Source organism: Kribbella swartbergensis (assembly GCF_054784135.1).
In genome coordinates this window covers 93,036-114,097 of the sequence record NZ_BAAGPM010000034.1, presented here as the reverse complement: position 1 = coordinate 114,097, position 21,062 = coordinate 93,036, and the positions used below count along the sequence as shown (strand labels likewise).

Annotated in this window: 21 protein-coding genes and 1 tRNA gene; 12 read left to right on the top strand and 10 right to left on the bottom strand. The window is 68.7% G+C overall.

Features of this window, described 5'->3' with window-relative positions; all coding sequences use genetic code 11:
* Positions 1 to 105: 105 nt before the first annotated feature.
* The 3 genes from ACYVOK_RS29670 to ACYVOK_RS29660 form a co-directional block, all read right to left on the bottom strand.
* Positions 106 to 357, bottom strand: a complete 252-nt coding sequence (locus ACYVOK_RS29670; RefSeq protein ID WP_460665869.1) for a hypothetical protein — start codon at positions 355 to 357, stop codon at positions 106 to 108.
* Positions 358 to 519: 162 nt separating this feature from the next.
* Positions 520 to 1,080 carry an NUDIX hydrolase gene (locus ACYVOK_RS29665; RefSeq protein WP_460665868.1) on the bottom strand — a complete coding sequence of 187 codons (561 nt, stop codon included), beginning with the start codon at positions 1,078 to 1,080 and terminating at the stop codon, positions 520 to 522.
* Between the two features lie 364 nt (positions 1,081 to 1,444).
* Positions 1,445 to 1,517: transfer RNA gene (locus ACYVOK_RS29660), tRNA-Thr, on the bottom strand.
* Positions 1,518 to 1,602: 85 nt separating this feature from the next.
* Between ACYVOK_RS29660 and ACYVOK_RS29655 the strand changes: the two genes are divergently transcribed.
* The 3 genes from ACYVOK_RS29655 to ACYVOK_RS29645 all read left to right on the top strand — a co-directional run bounded on the left by ACYVOK_RS29655 (position 1,603) and on the right by ACYVOK_RS29645 (position 4,155).
* Positions 1,603 to 2,982, top strand: coding sequence for a pyridoxal phosphate-dependent decarboxylase family protein (locus ACYVOK_RS29655; protein WP_460665867.1), 1,380 nt, complete (start codon positions 1,603 to 1,605; stop codon positions 2,980 to 2,982).
* Between the two features lie 46 nt (positions 2,983 to 3,028).
* Complete coding sequence (locus tag ACYVOK_RS29650) at positions 3,029 to 3,796, top strand: GAF and ANTAR domain-containing protein (RefSeq protein ID WP_460665866.1); 768 nt, start codon at positions 3,029 to 3,031, stop codon at positions 3,794 to 3,796.
* Positions 3,797 to 3,861: 65 nt separating this feature from the next.
* Positions 3,862 to 4,155, top strand: coding sequence for a DUF4287 domain-containing protein (locus ACYVOK_RS29645; RefSeq protein ID WP_460665865.1), 294 nt, complete (start codon positions 3,862 to 3,864; stop codon positions 4,153 to 4,155).
* Here ACYVOK_RS29645 and ACYVOK_RS29640 read toward each other — a convergent pair.
* Positions 4,139 to 4,957 carry an ACT domain-containing protein gene (locus ACYVOK_RS29640; protein ID WP_460665864.1) on the bottom strand — a complete coding sequence of 273 codons (819 nt, stop codon included), beginning with the start codon at positions 4,955 to 4,957 and terminating at the stop codon, positions 4,139 to 4,141. The two genes, ACYVOK_RS29645 and ACYVOK_RS29640, sit on opposite strands and share 17 nt — an antisense overlap.
* A 73-nt stretch (positions 4,958 to 5,030) precedes the next feature.
* Here ACYVOK_RS29640 and ACYVOK_RS29635 point away from each other — a divergent pair, with 73 nt between their 5' ends.
* Positions 5,031 to 5,777 carry a TrmH family RNA methyltransferase gene (locus ACYVOK_RS29635; RefSeq protein WP_460665863.1) on the top strand — a complete coding sequence of 249 codons (747 nt, stop codon included), beginning with the start codon at positions 5,031 to 5,033 and terminating at the stop codon, positions 5,775 to 5,777.
* Positions 5,778 to 5,782: 5 nt separating this feature from the next.
* Here ACYVOK_RS29635 and ACYVOK_RS29630 read toward each other — a convergent pair whose 3' ends face one another.
* From ACYVOK_RS29630 to ACYVOK_RS29620, 3 genes are read right to left on the bottom strand one after another with little or no spacing between them, the layout of a single operon-like run.
* A complete protein-coding gene (locus ACYVOK_RS29630) occupies positions 5,783 to 7,492 on the bottom strand; it encodes an ABC transporter ATP-binding protein (protein ID WP_460665862.1) in 1,710 nt (569 codons plus the stop codon).
* A complete protein-coding gene (locus tag ACYVOK_RS29625) occupies positions 7,489 to 9,201 on the bottom strand; it encodes an ABC transporter ATP-binding protein (RefSeq protein WP_460665861.1) in 1,713 nt (570 codons plus the stop codon). Before ACYVOK_RS29625 ends, ACYVOK_RS29630 begins: the two co-directional genes overlap by 4 nt.
* Positions 9,198 to 10,172, bottom strand: a complete 975-nt coding sequence (locus ACYVOK_RS29620; protein WP_460665860.1) for an alpha/beta hydrolase — start codon at positions 10,170 to 10,172, stop codon at positions 9,198 to 9,200. The genes ACYVOK_RS29625 and ACYVOK_RS29620 overlap by 4 nt, the downstream gene beginning before the upstream one ends.
* 73 nt (positions 10,173 to 10,245) lie before the next feature.
* On the opposite strand from ACYVOK_RS29620, the gene ACYVOK_RS29615 reads away from it, so the two are divergent.
* Positions 10,246 to 10,809, top strand: coding sequence for a TetR/AcrR family transcriptional regulator (locus ACYVOK_RS29615; protein WP_460665859.1), 564 nt, complete (start codon positions 10,246 to 10,248; stop codon positions 10,807 to 10,809).
* 158 nt (positions 10,810 to 10,967) lie between these two features.
* A complete protein-coding gene (locus ACYVOK_RS29610; RefSeq protein ID WP_460665858.1) occupies positions 10,968 to 13,790 on the top strand; it encodes a S8 family serine peptidase in 2,823 nt (940 codons plus the stop codon).
* A 55-nt stretch (positions 13,791 to 13,845) separates the two neighbouring features.
* On the opposite strand, the gene ACYVOK_RS29605 is transcribed toward ACYVOK_RS29610, so the two are convergent.
* Entirely contained in the window at positions 13,846 to 14,847 is a 1,002-nt protein-coding gene (locus ACYVOK_RS29605; protein WP_460665857.1) for a TerC/Alx family metal homeostasis membrane protein, read from the bottom strand.
* A gap of 199 nt (positions 14,848 to 15,046) precedes the next feature.
* Here ACYVOK_RS29605 and ACYVOK_RS29600 point away from each other — a divergent pair, with 199 nt between their 5' ends.
* The 4 genes from ACYVOK_RS29600 (at position 15,047) to ACYVOK_RS29585 (ending at position 18,371) form a co-directional block, all read left to right on the top strand.
* Positions 15,047 to 15,898 (top strand): hypothetical protein, encoded by an 852-nt coding sequence (locus ACYVOK_RS29600; protein ID WP_460665856.1) that lies wholly within the window; start codon positions 15,047 to 15,049, stop codon positions 15,896 to 15,898.
* Between the two features lie 155 nt (positions 15,899 to 16,053).
* Entirely contained in the window at positions 16,054 to 17,070 is a 1,017-nt protein-coding gene (locus ACYVOK_RS29595) for a LacI family DNA-binding transcriptional regulator (protein WP_460665855.1), read from the top strand.
* Positions 17,042 to 17,800, top strand: a complete 759-nt coding sequence (locus ACYVOK_RS29590; protein WP_460666342.1) for a phosphotransferase — start codon at positions 17,042 to 17,044, stop codon at positions 17,798 to 17,800. The genes ACYVOK_RS29595 and ACYVOK_RS29590 overlap by 29 nt, the downstream gene beginning before the upstream one ends.
* A 19-nt stretch (positions 17,801 to 17,819) precedes the next feature.
* Entirely contained in the window at positions 17,820 to 18,371 is a 552-nt protein-coding gene (locus ACYVOK_RS29585; RefSeq protein ID WP_460665854.1) for a molybdenum cofactor biosysynthesis protein, read from the top strand.
* A 36-nt stretch (positions 18,372 to 18,407) separates the two neighbouring features.
* Here ACYVOK_RS29585 and ACYVOK_RS29580 read toward each other — a convergent pair whose 3' ends face one another.
* On the bottom strand, positions 18,408 to 18,680 hold the full coding sequence (locus ACYVOK_RS29580; protein ID WP_460665853.1) for a hypothetical protein: 273 nt from the start codon (positions 18,678 to 18,680) through the stop codon (positions 18,408 to 18,410).
* On the opposite strand from ACYVOK_RS29580, the gene ACYVOK_RS29575 reads away from it, so the two are divergent.
* A complete protein-coding gene (locus tag ACYVOK_RS29575; RefSeq protein ID WP_460665852.1) occupies positions 18,679 to 19,173 on the top strand; it encodes a class E sortase in 495 nt (164 codons plus the stop codon). The genes ACYVOK_RS29580 and ACYVOK_RS29575 overlap by 2 nt on opposite strands.
* Positions 19,174 to 19,198: 25 nt before the next feature.
* Here the strand turns inward: ACYVOK_RS29575 and ACYVOK_RS29570 are convergent, their stop codons facing one another.
* Positions 19,199 to 19,621, bottom strand: a complete 423-nt coding sequence (locus ACYVOK_RS29570; RefSeq protein WP_460665851.1) for a hypothetical protein — start codon at positions 19,619 to 19,621, stop codon at positions 19,199 to 19,201.
* Between the two features lie 239 nt (positions 19,622 to 19,860).
* Between ACYVOK_RS29570 and ACYVOK_RS29565 the strand changes: the two genes are divergently transcribed.
* On the top strand, positions 19,861 to 21,036 hold the full coding sequence (locus ACYVOK_RS29565; RefSeq protein WP_460665850.1) for a neutral zinc metallopeptidase: 1,176 nt from the start codon (positions 19,861 to 19,863) through the stop codon (positions 21,034 to 21,036).
* Positions 21,037 to 21,062 lie beyond the last annotated feature (26 nt).

The window sequence follows — 21,062 nt, the reverse complement described above, 5'->3', positions numbered from 1 at the left end:
CAAACGCACCGCGTGCATGAGTCGTCGTCGCCACCTGTCCGCTGTGCCTTCTGAGCATTGGCCGGTACCTGCGCAGCGTCGCCCAGAGGGCGTGCGATTCCTGGGTCAGTCGTCGCGAGCATCCCGAGTGTTGCGCACCTCGAAGCCGAGGCCGCGAAGCACAGCAGCCGCACCATGCAGCCCGCCACTGAAGTCGCTTGAACCGATCGGCCGGCCTGTCGCGAACTTGTACGCGACTCCGAGAATCGCCTTCGAGTCGTAGCTCTTCCCGTCGTGCAAGAGGATGTACGCACGGGCGGGGCCGAATCCGTGCTCCGAGAGGAAGCGCTCTTGGCCGAGACGGTCGTACTCCTCCATAGCGCGAATGACATCGGAACGAGTCACTCGATCCCAGAAGCCCATCCCACGATCGTACGCTCGCGGACTACGTGGGAAGTATGTTCAGCATGCGACCCCCGTCCACGATCGCGACACGTCCGTTTTGGTGGCGATGTCGAAGGTAGGACCTCACCGACCAAGTCAGCGGGTATGGAACGCGAGAACGTGGAGGAGGCCGACGAGAGAGGCCGCGCCGATGATCTGGCCGGCGTCGATGCGTTCGCGGATCGAGTCGAGTCGAAGCCACTCGATGCGTTCTGCTTCGTTGATGTCTTCCGGCTCTCCGATGTAGTCGGCACCGTACGAGACGAACAGTCGATTCTCGGCGTCCGTCGTACCCACCGAAGGTTGCAAGGAAACCAACGGTTTGACATTCCTTGGGCGCCAGCCGGTCTCCTCCTCGACTTCCCTCGCCGCAGTCACGGCTGGATCTTCGTCGGGGTCGACATAGCCGCCAGGTAGTTCCCAGACCCAGCGGTCGATGATGAAGCGGTGCCGCCACATCATCAAGACATTCTCTTGCTTGTCATCGAGCACAACCATCATGGCGGCCTTTGGCATGCGCAGGACGTACTGCTCGAACTGCACACCATCGGGCAACTCCACCGACGCGATGCTCAACCGCAGCCGGCGGGTGTCATCAATCAGCCGCTCACCGTGGATCTTCCATAACGTGGACTCAGTACCACCGTCAGCCGTCACGCCACGACACTACCCACCGTGCATCCCGGCGTTCGTTAGCACCAAACCGGGGTTGGGTGCGGTGGCACAAATCGGGCGAATCGGCGGCGAGCTGGTCACGCGGGCTCAGATTGTGGCGAACTCGGCCGGCGGATGACGACGTGACGAGGACTCAATACGGCGGCTACGGCACACGTCTTTCCGACAACAGCCGCGGGTGTACGGGCGGGCCCCCGGGTGTCGATCGCGCGGCAGCGCCCATTGAGGGCGATAAGCCCGCAGCGGACGTCGGGTGGGCGGGAGCGGGCGTAGCGGGTGCGACGAAGGAGCCCCGCGTAGCACGCGTGGGGTCGATCAGTCCGCGCTGTCCACGGAACAGGTTCGGAGCCGGTGAGGGGACTCGAACCCCTAACCACCGCTTTACAAGAGCGGTGCGCTGCCAGTTGCGCCACACCGGCTGGGTGCTTCGGGGGACATCTTAGGGGATGCGGGGTGGGGTGGGCTCACACGGTTGGTCACACGTGGGGGGCGTACAAAGGGGGTATGACGGATTGGGAGGGGCCGCTGGGGGAGGCGTATGGGCGGGCGGTGGCGTATCTCGAGGGGTTGCCGGAGCGCGTGGTTGGGCCTCGGGGGACGGCGGGGGAGCTTCGGGAGGCGCTTGGAGGGGGTTTGCCGCAGCACCCGGCGGATGCGCGGGAGGTGATTGCGGATCTCGCGAAGGGGGTTGAAGAGGGGCTTCTGCCGAGTGGGAGTGGGCGGTTTTTCGGGTTTGTGTTCGGTGGGGCGACGCCTGCGGCGCTTGCGGCGGACTGGCTGACCACCACTTGGGATCAGAATGCGGGCCTGTACGCCGCCTCGCCCGCGGCGGCGGTGGTCGAGGAGATTGCGGCTAGTTGGCTGGTCGAGCTGTTCGGGCTGCCGAGTGGTACGTCGGTGGGCTTTGTGACCGGGGCGCAGATGGCCAACTTCACCGGGCTCGCGGCGGCGAGGCACGCCGTACTGCGGAAAGCCGGGTGGGACGTGGAGCGGGACGGTCTGATCGGTGCGCCGGCGGTTCGTGTGCTGGCCGGTGCCGAGCGCCATGACACGGTCGACCGGGCGCTGCGGTTCCTCGGCCTGGGCACCAGCTGCGTCGTGCCGATCCCCGTGGACGACCAAGGGCGGATGCAAGCAGACGCCCTCAAAGATGCACTAAACGACGAAGGCACGCCGACGATCGTGTGTGCCCAGGTCGGCAATGTGAACACCGGCGCCATCGACCCGATCGAAGAGATCTGCGATCGAGCCCACGCGGCCGGCGCCTGGGTGCACGTCGACGCCGCTTTCGGGCTGTGGGCGGCCGTGAGCCCCCAGTTGAAGCCGCTGCTGAAAGGCATCGACCAGGCCGACTCGTGGGCGACCGACGCGCACAAGTGGCTGAACGTCCCGTACGACTCCGGCCTCGTCCTCTGCGCCCATCCCGAGGCTCACCGCGCCGCGATGTCGGTGCGGGCGTCGTACCTGATCCACGATGAGCACGGCGAACGCGACCCGCTCGAGTTCAACCCGGAGTTCTCCCGCCGGGCGCGGGGATTCGCCGTGTACGCCGCGATCCGGGCGCTCGGCCGGGACGGGATCGCCGAGATCGTGGAGCGGTGTCACGCGATGGCGCGGCGGTTCGCCGACCGGCTGGCCGCGCACGGGGTCGCCGTACTGAACGACGTCGTACTCAACCAGGTCCTCGTCAGGTTCGGAGACGACGACGAGCTGACTCGGGCCGTGGTGCGCGGGGTGCAGGAGGAGGGCACGTGCTGGATGTCCGGCACGACCTGGCAGGGCAAGGCGGCGATGCGGATCTCGGTCAGCAACTGGACGACGGACGAGCAGGACGTCGACCGCTCGGCGGCCGCCGTACTAGCGGTGGCCGAGCGCCTGGGCTAGCTCGTCGCGGCGCCGCTACCGTGCGTGATGCCGCATCATGGATGCCATGGGTGAGGGGATTCTGGAGCTGGCGCAGGAGTTGGCCGAGATCAGTCGGCTGGTCGAGGACGACGACGTCGCCAGCACGCTGGGGCGGTTCGTCGGCCGGGTGGTCAAGACGGTGCCCGAGTGCGAGGAGGCCTCGATCACCGTGCTCGACGACGGCCGCGCCGAGATCGTCGCGCGGTACCACAAGACCGCCGACGCCCTCCTGGAGCCGGCCCGGGCCACGCTGGCCCAGCAGATGATCGAGATCGACGGCCCGCTCTACGACACGCTCAAGTACGGCGAACCGCACCGCGTCAGCGACCTCGCCGCGGACCACCGCTGGCCCGAGTTCGCCGCAGCGGCGATCAACGCCGGCTACCGGAGCTGCCTGCTGCTCCCGCTGCCGGCGGTCACCGACTCCGCAGCCGCGTTCAGCCTGTTCTCCGCCAAGGCCAACGCCTTCGGCACTACGTCGTACGACGTCGTCCTGCTCTTCGCCCTGCACGCCGGGGTCACGTTCGACAACATGCAGGTGTTCAACGACAGCCGGAGTCTGGTCGAGCAATTGCGTACGGCGCTCAGCACGCGGACCGTGATCGGCCAGGCGCAGGGGGTGCTGATGCACCGCTACGGAATCACGTCCAGTGTCGCCTTCGACGTACTCAAGCGAGCCTCCCAGGACAGCAACGTCAAGCTCCGGGACGTGTCCGGCGATCTCGTGGAGGCCCAGAACCAGGGCCGCCTTTCCGACGCCCTGCACAAGTACGGTCTGCAAACCGATCTCTGAGGGGTGTCGATTCCGGCGCCGGCCGATCGACGCGGTGGTGAAGACACTTCCCGAGGAGGCACCCGATGTCGTTCCAGGCGTACTTGGACAAGATCGAGGAGAAGACCGGCCTGACCCCGCGGGCGCTGGTCGAGCAGGCGAAGGAGCGCGGGTACGACGCTCCGGACGTGAAGGCCGGCGTGATCTGCGACTGGCTGAAGGCCGACTACGACCTGGGCCGCGGTCACGCGATGGCGCTGGTGCACGTGATCAAGAACGGTCCGGTCATCAGCGACAAGCACGTCGGCAGCAAGGGCAGCCACAGCGACCCGTCGAACGTGCTCTGGCTCGACGGCAAGGCGACTAACCCTGCCGGATGAGCAGGGTCAGCTCGGCCAGTCGGGCGAGGCGGTGGGCTCGGGCGGACTCGGCGGGTGTGAACGGCTCGCCGGGCCGGGTGAACGCGAACAGGCCGGTCCACGGTGACGGGATCTTGAGCACGGAACCGTCGGCGGGCAGCGGACCGGCCAGCGCGACGCGATCGGTGACGAGCTGGGCGCCGAGGAGCTCGGCGACCGCGTGCGGGAGTTCACTCGGGTCGCTCACCACCCGCGCGGACAGCGTCAGCGCCTTCGTCTGCCCGTCGACCAGTGCGAGCGTGGTCGTCGGCCAGACGTGAACGTCCCGGCCGCCAGCCGCTTCGATTGCCTCCAGCAACGAATGCGGGCCGGTCGCGTCCGGGGTGGAGACGACCAGTTCGTCGCGTACGCCGTCGTGGACCGGGTGCACGTGGAGACCGAGGATGTTCGCGTCCAACTCGGCCAGCCGGTGGGTCAGCCGCTCCAACGCGCCGGTCCGGTCCGCGAGGGTGACGCGGATCCGCCACAGCGCGTCGATGCCGGACGTGGGCCGGATCCGCGGCGCATGCAGCCACGACCGCAGCAGCCGCATCGTCGACGGCTCGACCACCCAGATCACCAGCGCGGTCGTGGCGATCACCAGGACCGAGACCGTCACCAGGTACGGCGGGTGTGCGGCCAGCACGAGGGCGTGCAGGGCGAACTCGACCGGGAAGATCGCCAGGAGCTTGGCCACCGTCAACCGCAGCCGCCGGGGATGCGGGAGACGCCCGCACACGTCACAGGCGGTCCCGCCGACGAGTGCCGTACGCAAGGGTTCCATGCTCCCGAGCGTGACCCATCCACGTTGCCCGGCTGTTGCACGTGTGTGAAGTTGTCCGTCGTACCGTAGGCGGGTGGAATCGAAGAGGTCGCCGCGGGACAAGTGGATCACCATCTACGGGCGCAAGCCTGTACTCGAGGCGCTGCACGACCCGAAGCTGTCGGTGGCGAAGGTGGTGGTGGCCGACAACGCGACCGGGGAGTCGCTGCACGAGATTCTCCGGGCGGCGTCGAAGTACGACGTACCGGTCGAGCGGGCCACCGCCAGCCGGGTGAAGTGGCTGGCGGGCAACGGGAAGCACGACCAGGGCGTGGTCGCGGACGTCGACGCGCCGCGGATGACGCCGCTGGAGGAGTTCGTCCGGGCCCGCGGGAAGCGGCCGACGAACGTGTTCCTGCTCGACGGCGTGACGAACCCGGGTAACGTCGGCATGATCCTGCGCACCGCGACCGGCGCCGGGTTCGACGGCGTGATCCTGCCTCGGGCCGGTACGCCGCACGTCGGGCCGCTCGTGATCAAGGCCTCCGCGGGTGTTGCCTTCCAGGCTCCGATCGTCAACACGTCCACCGCGAAGGCCGCGGTCGACCTCCTCCGCACCGCCGGCTACCACGTCTACGGCCTCTCGGCCCGCTCCCACGAGTCCCTGTTCAAGGCCGACCTGGCCCCGCGCGCCGTGTACGTCCTCGGCGGCGAGACCCACGGCCTCACCGTCGCCACCGACTCCGACCTCCAGATCCCCCTCCACGGCGGCGTCGAGTCCCTCAACGTCGCCACCGCCGCCGCCGTCGTCGCCTTCGAAGTCACCAACCGCTCCAGGTAGCGCTTTCAGGACCCTGCGCTGACCGACAGGGACCAGAAGGCGGCGTAGCGGCCGCCCAGGTGGAGGAGTTCGTCGTGGGTGCCCTGCTCCACGATCCGGCCGCCGTCCAGGAAGATGACGTGGTCGGCGTGCTGGATCGTGCGAAGCCGGTGCGCCACCATCACGACGGTCCGCCCGGCCATCAGGCGGTCGAGAGCCTCGTGGACAGCCGCTTCGTTCCGTGGATCCAAGGCGGACGTCACTTCGTCCAGCAGGACGATCGGCGCGTCCTTCAGCAGGGCGCGCGCGATCGACACGCGCTGGCGCTCGCCGCCTGACAGGTGCGCGCCTCCCTCGCCGACATTCGTCGTCCAGCCGCCGGGCAGCCGCTCGATCACCTCGTCCAGCCGCGCCGCGGTCGCTGCCGCCCGTACTTCGGCGTCGCTGGCGTCCGGGCGGCCCAGGCGCACGTTCTCCTCGATCGTTCCGTCGAAGAGGTACACGTTCTGGAAGACGATCGCGAGCTGTTCCATCAGTACGTCGGTGCTGATCGAGCGCACGTCCACGCCGCCGATCCGCACCGCGCCGGCCTCCACGTCGTAGAACCGCGCGAGCAACTGCAACACGGTGCTCTTCCCCGCTCCTGACGGCCCGACGATCGCGAGTCGCCGACCGGTTGCCAAGGACAACGAAAGGTTGTCGATCACCGTCCGGTCGCCGTGCCGGAACGTCACGGACTCGAAGGACAAGTCGTGCCGGACCGGACGCTGAGCGGAGCGCGGCTCCGGCAGCGGCTCGGTGCGCAACAACTCGTCGAGCCTGGCCAACTCGGCACGTGCGCCGCGGAGCTTCCCGGCGATATCGGTCAACGACAGCAGCGGATCCGCACACCGGGCGGCCAGTACCAAGATCGTCAACAGCTCAGCTGCCTCGATGTCGCCGCCGAGCGCCAGATAGGTCCCCAGCACGAGCAGCATCGTGAAGACCGCCTGCACCACAAAGGCCAGACCGACCACACCGGGCAAGGCCGACAACGTCGTACGGCGGGACGCCCGCTTGACCGCCTGCAACGAGTCGTCGAGCAATTCGAACCGCTCCACGGTCCGTCCGCCGGCCCGCAGTACCGGCTGGGCTTGGAGGTACTCGATGACGCGCCCGGCCGAGTCCTGGTCGCGCTCGGCCCGCTGAGCATCGTGAACGGCCGTCGCGCGACCCGTCCAGGCCTGAATCGCCGCCACCAGCGGTACGGCGACCAACGCGGCCAGCCCGAGTTGCCACTGGAAGGCAAGCATCACGACCACGATCGTCAACGGCGTCACCGAGGCCGAGATGAACGGCGACAGCAGATGTGCGATCACACCCATCGCCTCGAGGACACCGCTGCTGGCCAGCACGGAGACTTTCCCGACCCGGCCGGACGTGTACCAGCCGAGCGGCAACCGAGCCAGGTGATCGCCGATCCGGTGATACATGCCCCGCAACAGCGTGGTCCCGGCGCGGAACCCGGACAGGTCGCTGACGTAACGCAGTACGGCGTAGAGCGCGACCGCCGTACCGAAGGCGATCAGCCAAGGCCAGGCGCCGCCAGGCTCGCTTCCGAACAACGCCCGCAGGACGGGAACCAGCAGTGCGTACGACAGGCCCTCGGCGATCGCGGTGACCGTCATCAGGGCCACCGTGCGCCGTACCGGCCGGGCGTACTCGTGCCCGAGGACGCGGAGCAGTAGTCGGATCATCGGGCCTGTCCTTCGAGGGAGTGGGATTGCCAGAAGGCGGCGAACTTGCCGTTCTGAGCCAGCAGGTCGGCGGGCCGGCCGCGTTCGGCGATCGACCCGTTCTCCAGCAGTACGACGGTGTCCGCGTCGGCGACCGTCTCCAGTCGGTGGGCGATCACCAGGATGGTCCGGTCAAGCGTCCCCAGGGCCTGACGTACGGCGTGGTCGGTCTGCGGGTCCGCGAACGCGGTCGCCTCGTCGAGCACCAGGACCGGCGCGTCGGCGAGCAACGCACGAGCGATCGCGATCCGTTGGGCCTCCCCACCCGACAGGCCGGCATCCTCTCCGATCACCGACTCGTAGCCGCGCGGAAATTCGAGGATCCGGTCGTGGATGTTCGCCAGCCGGGCGGCACGCACCACGTCGTCGAGGTTTGCCTGCGGTACGGCGAGGGCGATGTTGTCTGCGACCGACGCCCGCAGCAGACGAACGTCCTGGAACACGAACGAGACCATCCGGTAGAGGTCTCGGCTGCTCAGCTCACGAAGGTCGACGCCACCCAGCGACACCGAGCCGTGAGTCGGGTCGAAGAACCGCGGCAGCAGCCGGACCAGCGTCGACTTTCCGCTGCCCGACGGTCCGACGATCGCCGTGACGGTGCCCGGCTCGAGCACCAGGTCGATCCCACGCAGTACTTCGCGATCGTCGTCGTACCCGAACCGCACATCACGCAACTCCACGCGGTGGCCCTGTGGCGGAACCGGGTGGACGGGTTCGGGGAGCGGCTGCACGTCCAGCACCTCGCGGATCCGGCCGAGCGCGCGCCGGGCCGCCTGCAGCTCGTCGAAGCCGTGGCCGAGCGCCGCCACCGGCGCGGTCAGGCCCAGCCCGAGGAGCACGAACGGCAGCAGGTCGGCCGGCGGCATGCCGTCGCTCGTGATCAGCGTCGTACCTCCGATCAGGACGACGAGCAGCACGAACGGCGGAGCCAGTGCCAACTGCATTCCGGCGGCGATCACCGACACCCCGCGCACCCACCGGTAGAAGATGCGGACGAAATCGTCCGCGGCCTCGAGGAACCGGTGATGCGCCCGCCCGGTGCCCCCGAACGCCTTCACCACGGCGATCCCCTCGACGAACTCGACGACCGAGTTCGCGATCCGTCCCATCGCCGCGTCGAACTCCTGCTGCTCGTTCTGCCGCGCCGGCGTCATCATCAGCGGGACCAGCCCGATCGCCAGCACGACCGGGAGCAGCGTGATCAGGGTGAGCCGCCAGTCGATCGTGAACAGATAGATCAGCGACACCAACGGCACCACGAACGCGGCCGTGAGCTCGCCCGGCGTGTGGGCGATGAAAGGGTGTACGGCGCTCACGTCGTCGCCGACCACCTTGGCGAGTTCTCCGGTACGGCGCTGGGAGAACCGGCCGATCGGGACACGCCCCAGTCGAGCCGCCAGCTGCCGGCGGAACGACAACTGCACTTCGTCGTCCAGAACATGACCGATCCCCGCTGAAGCCGCCGTGAACAGCAGCCGCACCAGCAGACCGGCCGCGCCCAGGACGACGACGGTCCAGGCCTGATCGTGATCGATCGGGCCGGGCGAGAGCAGGATGCGGCCGAGTTCCACGACCGCCAGCAACGGCGCCAGACCCGCGACGGCGCCGACCACCTGCAGGACCACGACGGCGGCGAAGGTCCCGAGATAGGGGCGTACCAGGCTCGTCATGCCGTCAGACGATCGCGAAGGAGTTTGATGATCTGCGCACGCGCGGCCTTCGCCTGCGGCACCAGGCCGGGCATGCTCAGAAACGCGTGTCCCGCCCCGGGGTGCTCTTCCAGTCGCGCGGGCGTTCCGGCCGCCCAGAGCTTCTCGGCGTACGCGCGTCCGTGGTCGGCGACCGGATCGAGGGTCGGAACCACTATCAGCGCCGGGGCCAGCCCACGCAGGTCGTCGGCGTACAGCGGCGACACCGCCCGCGGATCCGCTCCCTCCGGAACGGCCAGCCGGCGGAACAGGTCGATCCGCGTCCTGGTGAGCGTCGGGCTGTCGGCGTACCGGGTCATCGAGGGGTAGTCCAACGCCGTCGAAGTCAGGTCGACACAGGGATTGACCAGCACCTGTGCGCGCAGCCGCAGACCGGCGTCCCTGGCCCGGATCGCAGCCAGAGCGGCGATTGCCCCGCCCGCGCTCTCTCCGGCGACGGCGACCCACGCCGGGTTGATTCCCCACTGCGCGGCGTTCTCGATCAGGTGGCGGAGCACATCCCAGCCGTCATCGGCCGCGGCCGACAGCGGGGTCTGCCGATCGATCAGGCGGTGCTCGACGGACACGACCACAGCCGGCAGCGTCGCGGCCACGTGACTGTTGATCCAGTCGCACTGCACCGCCGTACCGACGAATCCGCCGCCGTGCACGTGGACGACGAGCGGCAGAGTGGTCTTCGTGCCGCGCGGCCGGTACACGCGGACGGGGAGGACGCGATCGGGCAGTTCCATCTGCTGCCAGCCGATCGTCGCGCCGCGGTGCGGAAAGCCGGTGAGCGGCCGGACCAGAGGCGACGCCGCCTTGCGGTTCTGGGCGTCCCGGAACGCGACCAGGGCCTCGTCCGACATCGACGAGACGTTCGGCTCCTTCCTCAGCACGTGCAGCAGCCGGATGCCCAGCGGCGGCTGCTGTACGGCGGTTGCAAAGCTCATGCCATGCTCCTCGAGGGATTTCGCTACCAAAGGTATCGATACCGAAAGTAGCATAACTCGCTAAGGTGGGACCATGGCCCGAGCAACCACCCCGAGCAGACCGCCCGGCCGGCCCCGCTCCGGTATCGACGACGAGGTCTTCGCGGCAACGCTGAGCACGGTGCACGAACTCGGCTACACGCGTGCCACCGTCGACCGCATCGCCGCCGCGGCCGGTGTCGCGAAGACGACGATCTACCGCCGCTGGCCGACGAAGGGCGCGCTGATCACGGCCTGCCTGCTGGACACGTTCGGCCCACTACCGGTGCAGGACGGCGGGAGCCGGAAGGAGCTGATGGAGGCGGCGATCCGGTACGGCGCCGCGAAGATCGGCGAACCCGGCGTCGCCGCGGCCTTCGCCGGCGTGTTCACCGACGCCATCAGCGATCCCGACCTGCGCCAGATCCTGTCCACCCAGCTGCAGGACCCCTACCGGCTCCTGCTCCAGGAAGTCCTGAACGAGCCGGAACACCGCGTCCTCTTCTTCATCGACGTCGTGATCGGCACGCTCCTGCACCGCATGGGCATGACCGGCGAACCCATGGTCGACACCGACGTCGACGCCCTCGTCCAGATGATCCTCCGCGAACTCGGCTGATCTGTAACGCAAAGGGTGAATCGAACGATTTAGGGTCGGGCCGCCGTCTGTGGCCCGGTTCTCCGCCCATTCCTCTGGGGGTCCCCTTGTTGTCCCGCCCTGCTCGTCTGCTGCGTCTCGCCGTGCCCGCGGCGCTGGTCGCAGGTGGCTTGGTCGCCGTGACCGGTTCGTCCGGTTCCGCCGCCGAGCCCCGTCCTTACCGCCCGCCGTTCACCGCGCATCACAACACGGCGAAGGCCGAGTTCGAGCCGAACGCGGTGATGGTCAAGTTCAAGAAGAAGGCCACCATCTCGGCCCGCAAGGCGGCGGTGTCCAAGGTCGGCGCCACTGCCGAGCAGTCGGTCACCTCGAGCGTCGTCCGGCTCACCGGCAAGCTGTCGGCGCCTGAGCTGCTGAAGAAGGTCAAGGCCGACCCGACGGTCGAGTTGGCCTCGCTCAACTACAAGCGCCGGATCTCCGCCGTACCGAACGACGAGTGGTACGGCCCGGATCAGGCGTCGTACCTGAACACCGTCCGGGTGCCGCAGGCGTGGGACGTGTCCAAGTCGACCGGCAACCAGATCGTCGCCGTGCTGGACACCGGTGTCGACGCCGGTCACCCGGACCTGGTCGGGCGCCTGGTGCCCGGTTACAACGCGGTGTCCAGTACCCGGCCGAACCCGGTCGACGACAACGGCCACGGCACGATGACGCTCGGCATCATCGCCGCGGCGGCGAACAACGGCATCGGCGTCGCCGGCGTCGGCTGGTCCGCCAAGGCGATGCCGGTCAAGGTCCTGGCCTCCGACGGCACGGGGTACGACGCCGATATTGCCGAAGGCATCGACTGGGCGGTCGCCCACGGTGCCAAGGTGATCAACATGTCCCTCGGCGGCCCGGGCGACAACGAGGTCCTGCGCGCATCCATCCAGAACGCCGTGAACAGCAACGTGACCCTGATCGCGGCCGCAGGCAACGACGGCAGCAACGTGCCCCACTTCCCGGCTGCGTACCCCCACGTCATCGCGGTCGGGGCGACGAACGCCGGTGGCGCACTGACCAGCTTCAGCTCCTACGGCGAGTGGGTCGACATCGCAGCTCCGGGCTGGGACATCCTCAGCCCCGGTCCCCGGTCGATGACACCGTCCGGCTATCTGCCCTACTGGTACTGCACCGGCACCTCGTGCTCGGCCCCGATCGTGGCCGGCGTGGCCGCACTGGTGAAGAACAAGTGGCCGACGTTCAGCAATACGGAGATCGCGACCCGGCTGAAGGTACTCGCCCGGGACGCCGGTCCGCGCGGGACCGACCCGTACTACGGGGCCGGCATTCTGGACGCGTACGCCACCCTCGGCGGCAAGTGGGCCACGGACTTCCCGGTCAACCCGGCCGACGGCAACGACCAGCCCGCCCGGGCGACCAAGCTGACCGTGACCGCATCGACGCCGGCCACCGTCTCGGCGCCGATCAGCGTCGAAGGTGAGGTCGACTGGTACGCCGTCGACTCGGCCGCGGCTCGCAACCTCAGGGTCTCGTTGACCGGCGCACTCTTCGACGAGGACCAGTTCCCGGCCAACATCGGCCCGGAGGTCCAGGTGTACGGCCCGGACCTGAAGTCGGCGGCGCTGGCGGCCAACCCGTTCCCGAACGAGCTCGACCCGGGCACCGGAGGCCCGAAGTGGCAGAAGCTGACGGCGGACACCGACGTCAGCGCAGAGGCCGGCACGTCGTACATCGCGGTGCGCAACACGAACGGTTCTCGCGACACTCGGCCCTACACCCTGACCGTCAGTGAGGGCGGCACCGGCGTACCCGACGACACCGGTTGGGGCTACGTGATCCGCGACGTGTGGCCGGCTGACCTGTCAACCACCGCGGCCGTGACGGCGACGCCGACGCTGACCTTCGCCCGGGACATGAACCCGAGCAAGATCGGTCCGGGCTGGATCAAGCTGGTGCACGGCAAGACCGGCGCCTGGGTCCCGTCCGGCGTCACGTACGACGCATCGGCTCGGACGGCGGTCATCACCCCGAACGCGCCGCTGCTCGACAACTCGCCGTACAAGATCATCGCGGAGGCTCTGGAGTATGCGGACGGCACCAGCGCGCCCTTTGTCCGGACTGTCTTCAGCACGGCCGATCTCGCGCCGCAGAAGCTGACGACGTTCACGGGCAGTGGGGCGTACCTGGCCGCCAACTTGGCGTGGACGATTCCGTCGACCCCGGATCTCGATCAGGTGATCGTGCGGCGCAACGTCGGCAGCACGGCGCCGACGCCGACGACGGGCACGCTCGTGTACGCCGGCACCGGGACGGCCGTGAAGAATACGGGCCTCGCGCAGGGCACGACCTACACCTACGCCGCCTGGGTGAAGGACCGCGGCGGGAAGTACGGCCCCGCAGCCGTCAAGCAGTTGCTGGGGATGAAGTCCGGGATTGCGACGACCTCGACGTTGGTCAACTACGGCGGGTCGGTCACGATCAAGGGGAGCACGTTGCGGATCGACAACAAGGCGTACGCCGGGCTGCCCGTCAACGTCTATGTGCGGCCGAAGAATGTGTCCACCTTCAAGCTGTTGGCGGCGTTGAAGACATCTTCGACGGGGACGGTGTCGGTTGTGCACAAGCCGGCGGTGTCGTCGGTGTACATGCTGACGTTCCCCGGCAACGCCGACCTGATGGGGACGCGGACTGCGGACATCACAGTGAACGTCGCGCCGACGGTCTCCTCGGCGCTGTCGCCGACCGCGATCCGGCTGGGCGGTACGACCGCGCTGTCCGGGTACGTCGCGCCCGCGCACTACGGGAAGTTGGTGTACCTACAGCTGTACTCGAACAGGGCATGGAAGTCGATCGCCTCGGTCAAGCTCAGCAGCTCCGGGAAGTATGCCTTCGGCATCAGGCCGGCGGCCAAGGGCAGCTACGCCTACCGGGCCTGGTTCCCGGGCGACGCGGACCACGCGCAGGCGGTCTCGCCGTACCGCGTCGTGACAGTCAGCTGATGCCGAGAGAGCGCCCCCGGACCGAAGCCGGGGGCGCCCTTTCCATCCCTCCAGGTCAGGCCGTGTCTCGATCCTCGCGGTGGCCGTGGAGGGAGCCGGCGTGGGCTTTGGCGGTGGGGTCGTGGCGGGTCTTGATCAGGCTGGCGATGACGACGACGGTCAGGATGGCGATGATGACGCCGAGGCTGAGGGGGGTGGGGACCTCGGGGATGCGGTCGTCGATGTCGACGTGGCCCCAGTGCAGGATCAGTTTCACGCCGATGAAGGCGAGGATGACGGCCAGGCCCGCGGACAGGTAGACGAGCCGGTCCAGCAGACCCTTGACCAGGAAGAACAAGGCGCGCAGGCCGAGCAGCGCGAAGGCGTTGGCGGTGAACACGATGTACGCCTCCTCGGTGACGCCGAACACCGCCGGGATGGAGTCGAGGGCGAACAGCAGGTCGACACCGCCGATCGCGACCAGTACGACGAACAGCGGCGTGACGACCCTGCGACCGTCGATCCGGGCGACGAGTTTGCCGTCGACGTAGTCGTCGCTGACCGGCAGCACCCGCCGGGCGGTCCTCACGATCACGTTGTTCTCGACGTCGGGGTCCTCGTCACGATGCCGGAACAGTTGCACCGCGGTGTACAGCAACAGCAGGCCGAACAGCAGGAACATGAACGAGAACAGCGACAGCAGCGTCGCCCCGAGCGCGATGAAGATCGCCCGCATCACCAGCGCCAGCACGATGCCGAACGTCAGCACCTTCTGCTGGTGCTTCTCGGGTACGGCGAACGTGGTCATGATGATGACGAACACGAACAAGTTGTCGACCGACAGGCTCTTCTCGACGATATAGCCGGCGAAGTACTCCGCCCCGAAGTCACCGCCGTACGCCGACATGAACCACACGCCGAAGGCGATCGCCACCAGGACGTAGAAGATCGACCATCCGGCCGCCTCCCGGAACCCGACCCGATGCGGCCGCACCGCCGCGAGCACCAGGTCCACAGCCAGCAGTACGACGATCAGGCCGATGGTGACGGCCCAGATCAGGCCACTGATCTCGAGCACCTTTCCTCCGGTTGTTTGCGGCAACCACGCGTCAACGACAGTACCGGGCGACTCCAGTCCTCGGGGGGTCGTTGCCGTTCGCAAACTCCTTGTGGGCTGAGTGTTGTACCCGATGGCCGGGCGGTCCATACTCTTGTCACCGCGTTCAGCGGGTGTGGGGGAAAGTTCGACCTGGGGTGGGGGCTTTACTATGCGTGCCTTGAGATTGCTGCGTGCTGCGCTGGTGACGGCGGTGGCCGGAGCCGGCCTGGTGGCGGTTCCGCAGGTGGCGACGGCGGCGCCGCCGTCGAGTGCGATCGAGGTCAGTCCGACGTCGGTGCGTCCAGGGGAGACCTTCACGGTCACCCAGACGCTGCACAACGACCGGGCGTTCACGATCACCGGCGCGAAGGCCGGTCTGTACGGCAAGGAGTCGTCGCTCCCCGGACTGGTCGACCTGGTGTCGTGTCCGGGCGCGTTCGCCTGTGATGTGCTGGGCAGCAGCATCCGCGGCGGCTTCGGCGACATGGCCAGCGGTGAGACCAGGACGGTGGTGTTCACCCTCCGGGTCAAGGACATGGCTCCGGCCGGGCAGGTCACCCTGCAGCACCAGTTCATCGGTGAGAACTACGCGTTCGAGATCCTGGACGGTCCGGTCCTCACGATCCTGCCGCCCGCGCCGGCCGAGGCCGACGTCGCGGTGGCGCTGAACGCGGTGGCGCGGGGCCTGCTGGTCTCGCGGGTCACCTACACGATCACCGTGAAGAACGACGGGCCGGCTGACGCCACCGGTGTCCGGGTGACCGGCACCTACCCGGCCGGTCTGGTGTACGCCGGTTCGACCGGTTGCACCCGGGTTGCCGGGACCAGGACGGTCACCTGCGACATTCCGGCCCTGGCGAGTGGTGCCAGCACGACTCGGACATTCGCGGCCGACGCCGGCCTGCTCACGCTCGGGTCGCTGGTCGCGACGGCGGAGCGCACCGAGAGCAGCCCGGCCGACCCGAACGCGGCGAACGACCAGGCGAGCCGCACCTGTAGCGCACTCACCAGCCTGATCGTCAGGTGCTGATCGACTGATCCACGCTGACCAGGTCGAAGGACCTGGTGTCCGGCCGGCGGCCGCGGGAGTCGTACCCCGCGGTCGCCGGCCGCTTTTCGTGCCCAGGGCGTAAGACCGGAGCCGTCGAGGACCAGGTGCATTCTGCAAGAATCGATCACATGTCGATGGGGCAACGACCCGCGGCCGCCGACCGGCCGACGCTGCGGATGGTCGCGGCCGAGGCCGGGGTGTCGCTCGCGACCGTGTCGTACGTGCTGTCCGGCCGGCATCGCAGCCACACCATCAAGGACTCGACCGCCGACCGGGTCCGCGAGGCGGCCACCAGACTCGGCTACCGGCGCAACGACGCGGCTCGCGCGATCCGCACCGGCAAGTCCGACCTGGTGCTGCTGTCCCTCAGCGTGCTCGCCGACCCGTGGTCGCAGGCGGTCGCGGCCACGGTCAGCGCGGCTGTCAGCCCGCTCGGGAAGACCGCGCTGATCGTCGCGGACGGTGACTGGCGGACGGTGCTGTCGAACCGGACACCGGACGTGATCTTCATCGACAGCGTCAGTTCGGACCCGTCGCAGATCGCCGAACTGGAGACTTTCGCCGCGCAGGGCGTGCAGATCGTGGCCTTCAGCGAGACCCTGGAGCCGCGTGGCTTCGACGTGATCCGGTCGGGCGCCGAGCCGCGCTGTCACCTGGCCGTGGAGCACTTGCTCGAGAACCACTCGCGGGTCGGCGCGCTCACCTCGCGGACGTCGGGATTTGCCCGCTTCGACGCGTACCTGAACACGATGCGGAAGGCCGGGCGGCCCATCCGCGACGACGACATCGAGGTCTTCGAACGTCATCCGGAAGGCGCCTACCGGGCTGCGATGGCGCTGCTGACCAAGCCGGACCGGCCGACGGCGATCTACTGTACGACGGACTTCGCGGCGATCGCGGCCGTCCGGGCGGCCCATCGGCTGCGGATCGACGTACCCCGGGACCTGGCGGTGGTCGGCGTCGGGAACATCCCCGAGGGGGAGCATCTCGACCCGTCGCTGTCGACGGTCGGGCCGGTCGGGTTCAACGAGGCGCTGGCGCGGATCATCGTCTCCCGGCTGACCGATCGGGAGGGCGCGGACGGTGAGGTCTTCGACTTCCCCTGGCAACTGATCGTCCGGGATTCGTCGCGTGTTCCAGCCGAAGGGTGACGGCTGGGAGCCGGTGACGATCGGCGAGTCCGCGACATCGGTGTTCCGGCGGGGTGAGGTTTTCGCGAAGTGCTGCGCCGTGGAGGGTCTCGCGGAACTGCGGGATGAGCGCGATCGGGTGGAGTGGTTGGCCGGGACCGGGTTGCCGGGGGCAACAGTCGTGGACTGGCTGGAGTCCGCTGAGGGTGGTTGTCTGGTGACGACGGCCGTGCCGGGGGTGGCCGCGACGGACCTGCCCGAATCCGCCCAGCTCAAGGCGATGCAGAACCTCGGCGTCGTGCTGCGTGAGCTCCACGAGTTGCCGGACTGTCCGTTCGAGAGGCCTCTGGAGTCCGTGATCGCCGCCGCTGAAGATGTCGTGGGACGCGGTGCCGTGAATCCGGCGTTCCTGACCGACGAGTGGCGGCGGCTCGAGCCGGCCGAGCTGCTGCGCCGGGTGGTCGCAGAACGTCCCTCCATCGAGGCCGATATGGAGCTCGCGGTCTGTCACGGTGACGCGTGTCTGCCGAACTTCTTCTTCGATCCGCTGACGCTGGAGGTCACCGGGCTGATCGACCTCGGCCGTCTCGGCATCGCCGACCGCTACTCCGATCTGGCCCTGACGACGATCCAGCTGCACGACGAGTGGTCGGCCGATGCCGGCCCGTTCCTGACCGCGTACGGCGTACCGGAACCTGATCAGCGCCGTCTGGAGTTCTACCGCCTCCTCGACCCGCTGACCTGGGGTTAAGGCTCGTACTGTGAGACAGGTGAGCATCCCGGTGGAGATCGTCGCGCTGATGGTCTCACCCATCCACGCCTTCGATGGGCGACCGCAGGATGGTGCGCGTCCCGACCCGTCGCCGGTCGGCCGGCCGGAGGTCGAGGTCCGCGCCGGCCTCGGAATCGTCGGGGATCGGTACTACGGGCAGACGATCCATCGCAACGCGGCCGTCACGTTCCTCGACGCGGCCGCGGTGGACGAGCTCGCTCAGAGCCTGCGACTTTCCGCTGCCCCGGACCCGCTGCTCCTCCGCCGCAACATCATCCTGCGCGGGTTTCCCGTCGGCGCCCTCGCGGCCCGCCGTACCGCCGACGGCACCCGCATCTCCGGCCGTCGCTTCACCCTCGACTCCGGGGCCGGTCCCGTCGAGTTCCAGGCCAACCGCCCGGCCAACCCGTGCGCCTGGATGGACACCGTGCTGGCTCCCGGCGCCTTCAAAAACCTCCGTGGCCACGCCGGCATCCGCACCACCCCGCTCACCTCGGGAACCCTCGCCGTCGGCCCCGCCAGCCTTGTGCTGCTGGACTCGGCTACCTGACGGCCTGGGTTTTCGGGCGGTTTTCGGTGGGGCGGGCTACCGTCGGGGTGTGGGGCGTTGGATGGTTGGTGCGGTTGTGGTGGCGGCTGGGCTGGTCGGGTGTGCCGATGTGGCGGGCCCGGTGGGCGAGTCGTCCAGTCGAGTGACGCCCAGTACGCCGGCCGCGCCGAGCAGCCCGTCGGCACGGACGAGTACGCCGACCGCCGCGCCCACGCCCGCCGCGCCGACGCCGACGCCGACGAGCACACCGTCTGTGCCGCGGAGTCCCAGTCCGACCACCGAGCGCTCGAACACGACCGTGGCCAGCATGTCGATCCCGGCGATCGGCGTACGGCGGTTGCGCGTGGTGCCGTACACCGGGACCGCCGACGACCGGCCCGGCACCGTGATCCAGGACCGCGGGGTCGCCGCCAGCCCGCGCGGTAGGGCCGGTGGGGTGGGACCGGGCGAGATCGGCAACTACATCATCACCGCGCACCGGACCACGCACGGGCGCCCGTTCGGCCGCGTCCCGGAGCTGAACAACGGCGACCACGTCCTCGTCACCGCGAACGGGTTCGTCTACGACTACGTCGTCAACCGGACGATGACGATCTCGTTCCGCAAACCGGCCGAGATCGCCCAGCAGAACGCCGCCGTCCCGGGCCGCCCGGGTGTCACCCCCACCCAGGCGATGATCACCCTCTCGACCTGCGCCACGCCCGAGGACCACGCCGCCGGCAACTACTGGGCCGACGAATTGGGCAACCCCGAGCACCGCATCAACAAGATCGGCGTCCTCGTCTCCCGCCGCCCCGCCTGACCCGGCTGGAAGTCGCCTGAAGGGGTTACTTGCGGCCGAACTTCCACCACTTGGGCTTGTTGGCCTTGATCTCGTCCTCGGTCAGCGGCGGCGGGACCGGCGGACGGGACTCCTCGGTGAGGAAGTTGCCGGACTCGGTGTCGTACGGCGTGACGCCGAGGCGGCGGCTGATCTCCATCACGATCGGGATCGAGCGCGGTCCGTCGTTCAGGTAGAAGGTGATGTCGCGGACCTCGACGCCCTTGCCGATCGTCATCTCGACGTCGAAGTCGTCGCTGCGCAACGTCAGCCAGGACGGCTTGCTGGCGTCCACGTCCGGGACGACCTCACGGACCTTCGCCACCACGTCTTCCGCCGTACCGACCGAAGGCGGTTCGTATCCGTCCGGAATGTCGTCGAGGCGGCGTACGCCTCCCGGTCCTCGCATCGCGTACACAGCCCAGCTCATGCCCCCAGCATGTCCTACCGGGCGGCACCGGCAACAGTCAGGTCGCCGGTTTGCGAGCCGCCGGCATCGCGAAGGTCAGGCAGGTGGGTCGGCCGGTCGCGAAACGGTGTCGAAAAGGGGAATCCGGTATGCACCGGTGGGGTGCAGGGCTTAGCATCTTGCGGCGGTGCAGGAGGGGCCGGCCGCGATCGACGTGTGGGTGGACCGGCGGCGGCCGGTACTGGGGAGAGCGGGGATTCATGGCGGACAAGCCGGCGCCGAAGCCTGGCCATTTCCTGCCTGGCGGCGCGGGCGCGGGTGACTCGGCAGACGACGCATCGAGGTCCGGAGCCGCTCCTCTGGCCGCGCCGACACCGCGCCTGGGCTCGGGCCGGTCGGGACCGCCTTCCGGATCGGTGGAGTCGGGGCGGTCGGTTCAGCTTTCCGGGACCCGGTTCGGGCCGCCGCCGCCTGATGATCCGGCGGCCGCGGCTTACCGGGCCGTCTTCGCGCCCGAGCCGATCCCGTTCGTCCCCAAGGAGCGGTCGAAGGTACTGATCGCCGCCGTCGTCGTCGCCGCGCTCCTGGTCGTCGGCGGAGGAGTCGCGCTCGCGGCGAAAGCATTGCTGTCGTACGACGAGTACATCGCCAAACCCCTCGCCACGCCGTCCTACCATCCGTCCGGCATCCCCACGCCGGCCGCGGAGCCGACCCCGGACGCCGTCGTACAGAAGGAGAACCCCTTCTACGCGACCGGCCCGCTGCCGACGGTCAAGTGCCAGGAACCGGCGTACCGGCCGACCTCCAAGGAGAACGTCCACTCGTACTACCAGGCCCTGATCGCCTGCATGGACCGCGCCTGGACGCCGCTCGTCACCCGGGCCGGGTTCGAGTTCCGGTCGCCGCGGCTGATCGTGTTCGACGACGGCCAGGAGACGGCCTGCGGCATCCAGAAGGACGTGGCGTCGTACTGCGCCGACGAGCAGGGCGGCAGTGTCACGATGCCGTGGCAGAAGCTCACCGAGGAGTACCCGAAGAACCGGGCCAACGTCCGCGTCGAGATGGCCCAGTCACTCGGTTTCGTGTACGGCGCCCATCTGCAGAACCTGACCGGGATCTTCGACGCGACCAGCAATCTGCGTGACACCCAGCCGACCGAGGCGGCGCGGCTGGAGCTGGACCGCCGCCAGGCGCTGCAGGCGAACTGCCTGTCGGCGGTGTTCTTCGGCGCGGCCAAGGCGAGCTTCCCGCTGCGCGGCGTACTGCTGAGCCAGTGGACCTGGCTGATCAAGCACGGCGGCGACGAGAACTCCGGGGACAAGGTGAGCGACCACGGGTCGGCCAGGAGTCTCGCGTTGTGGATGAACCAGGGCTTTGCCAGTACCGATCCCGGCACCTGCAACACTTTCGTGGCATCATCCGCCAAGGTCGGCTGACGGAACGGAACGAACGATGGGGACGA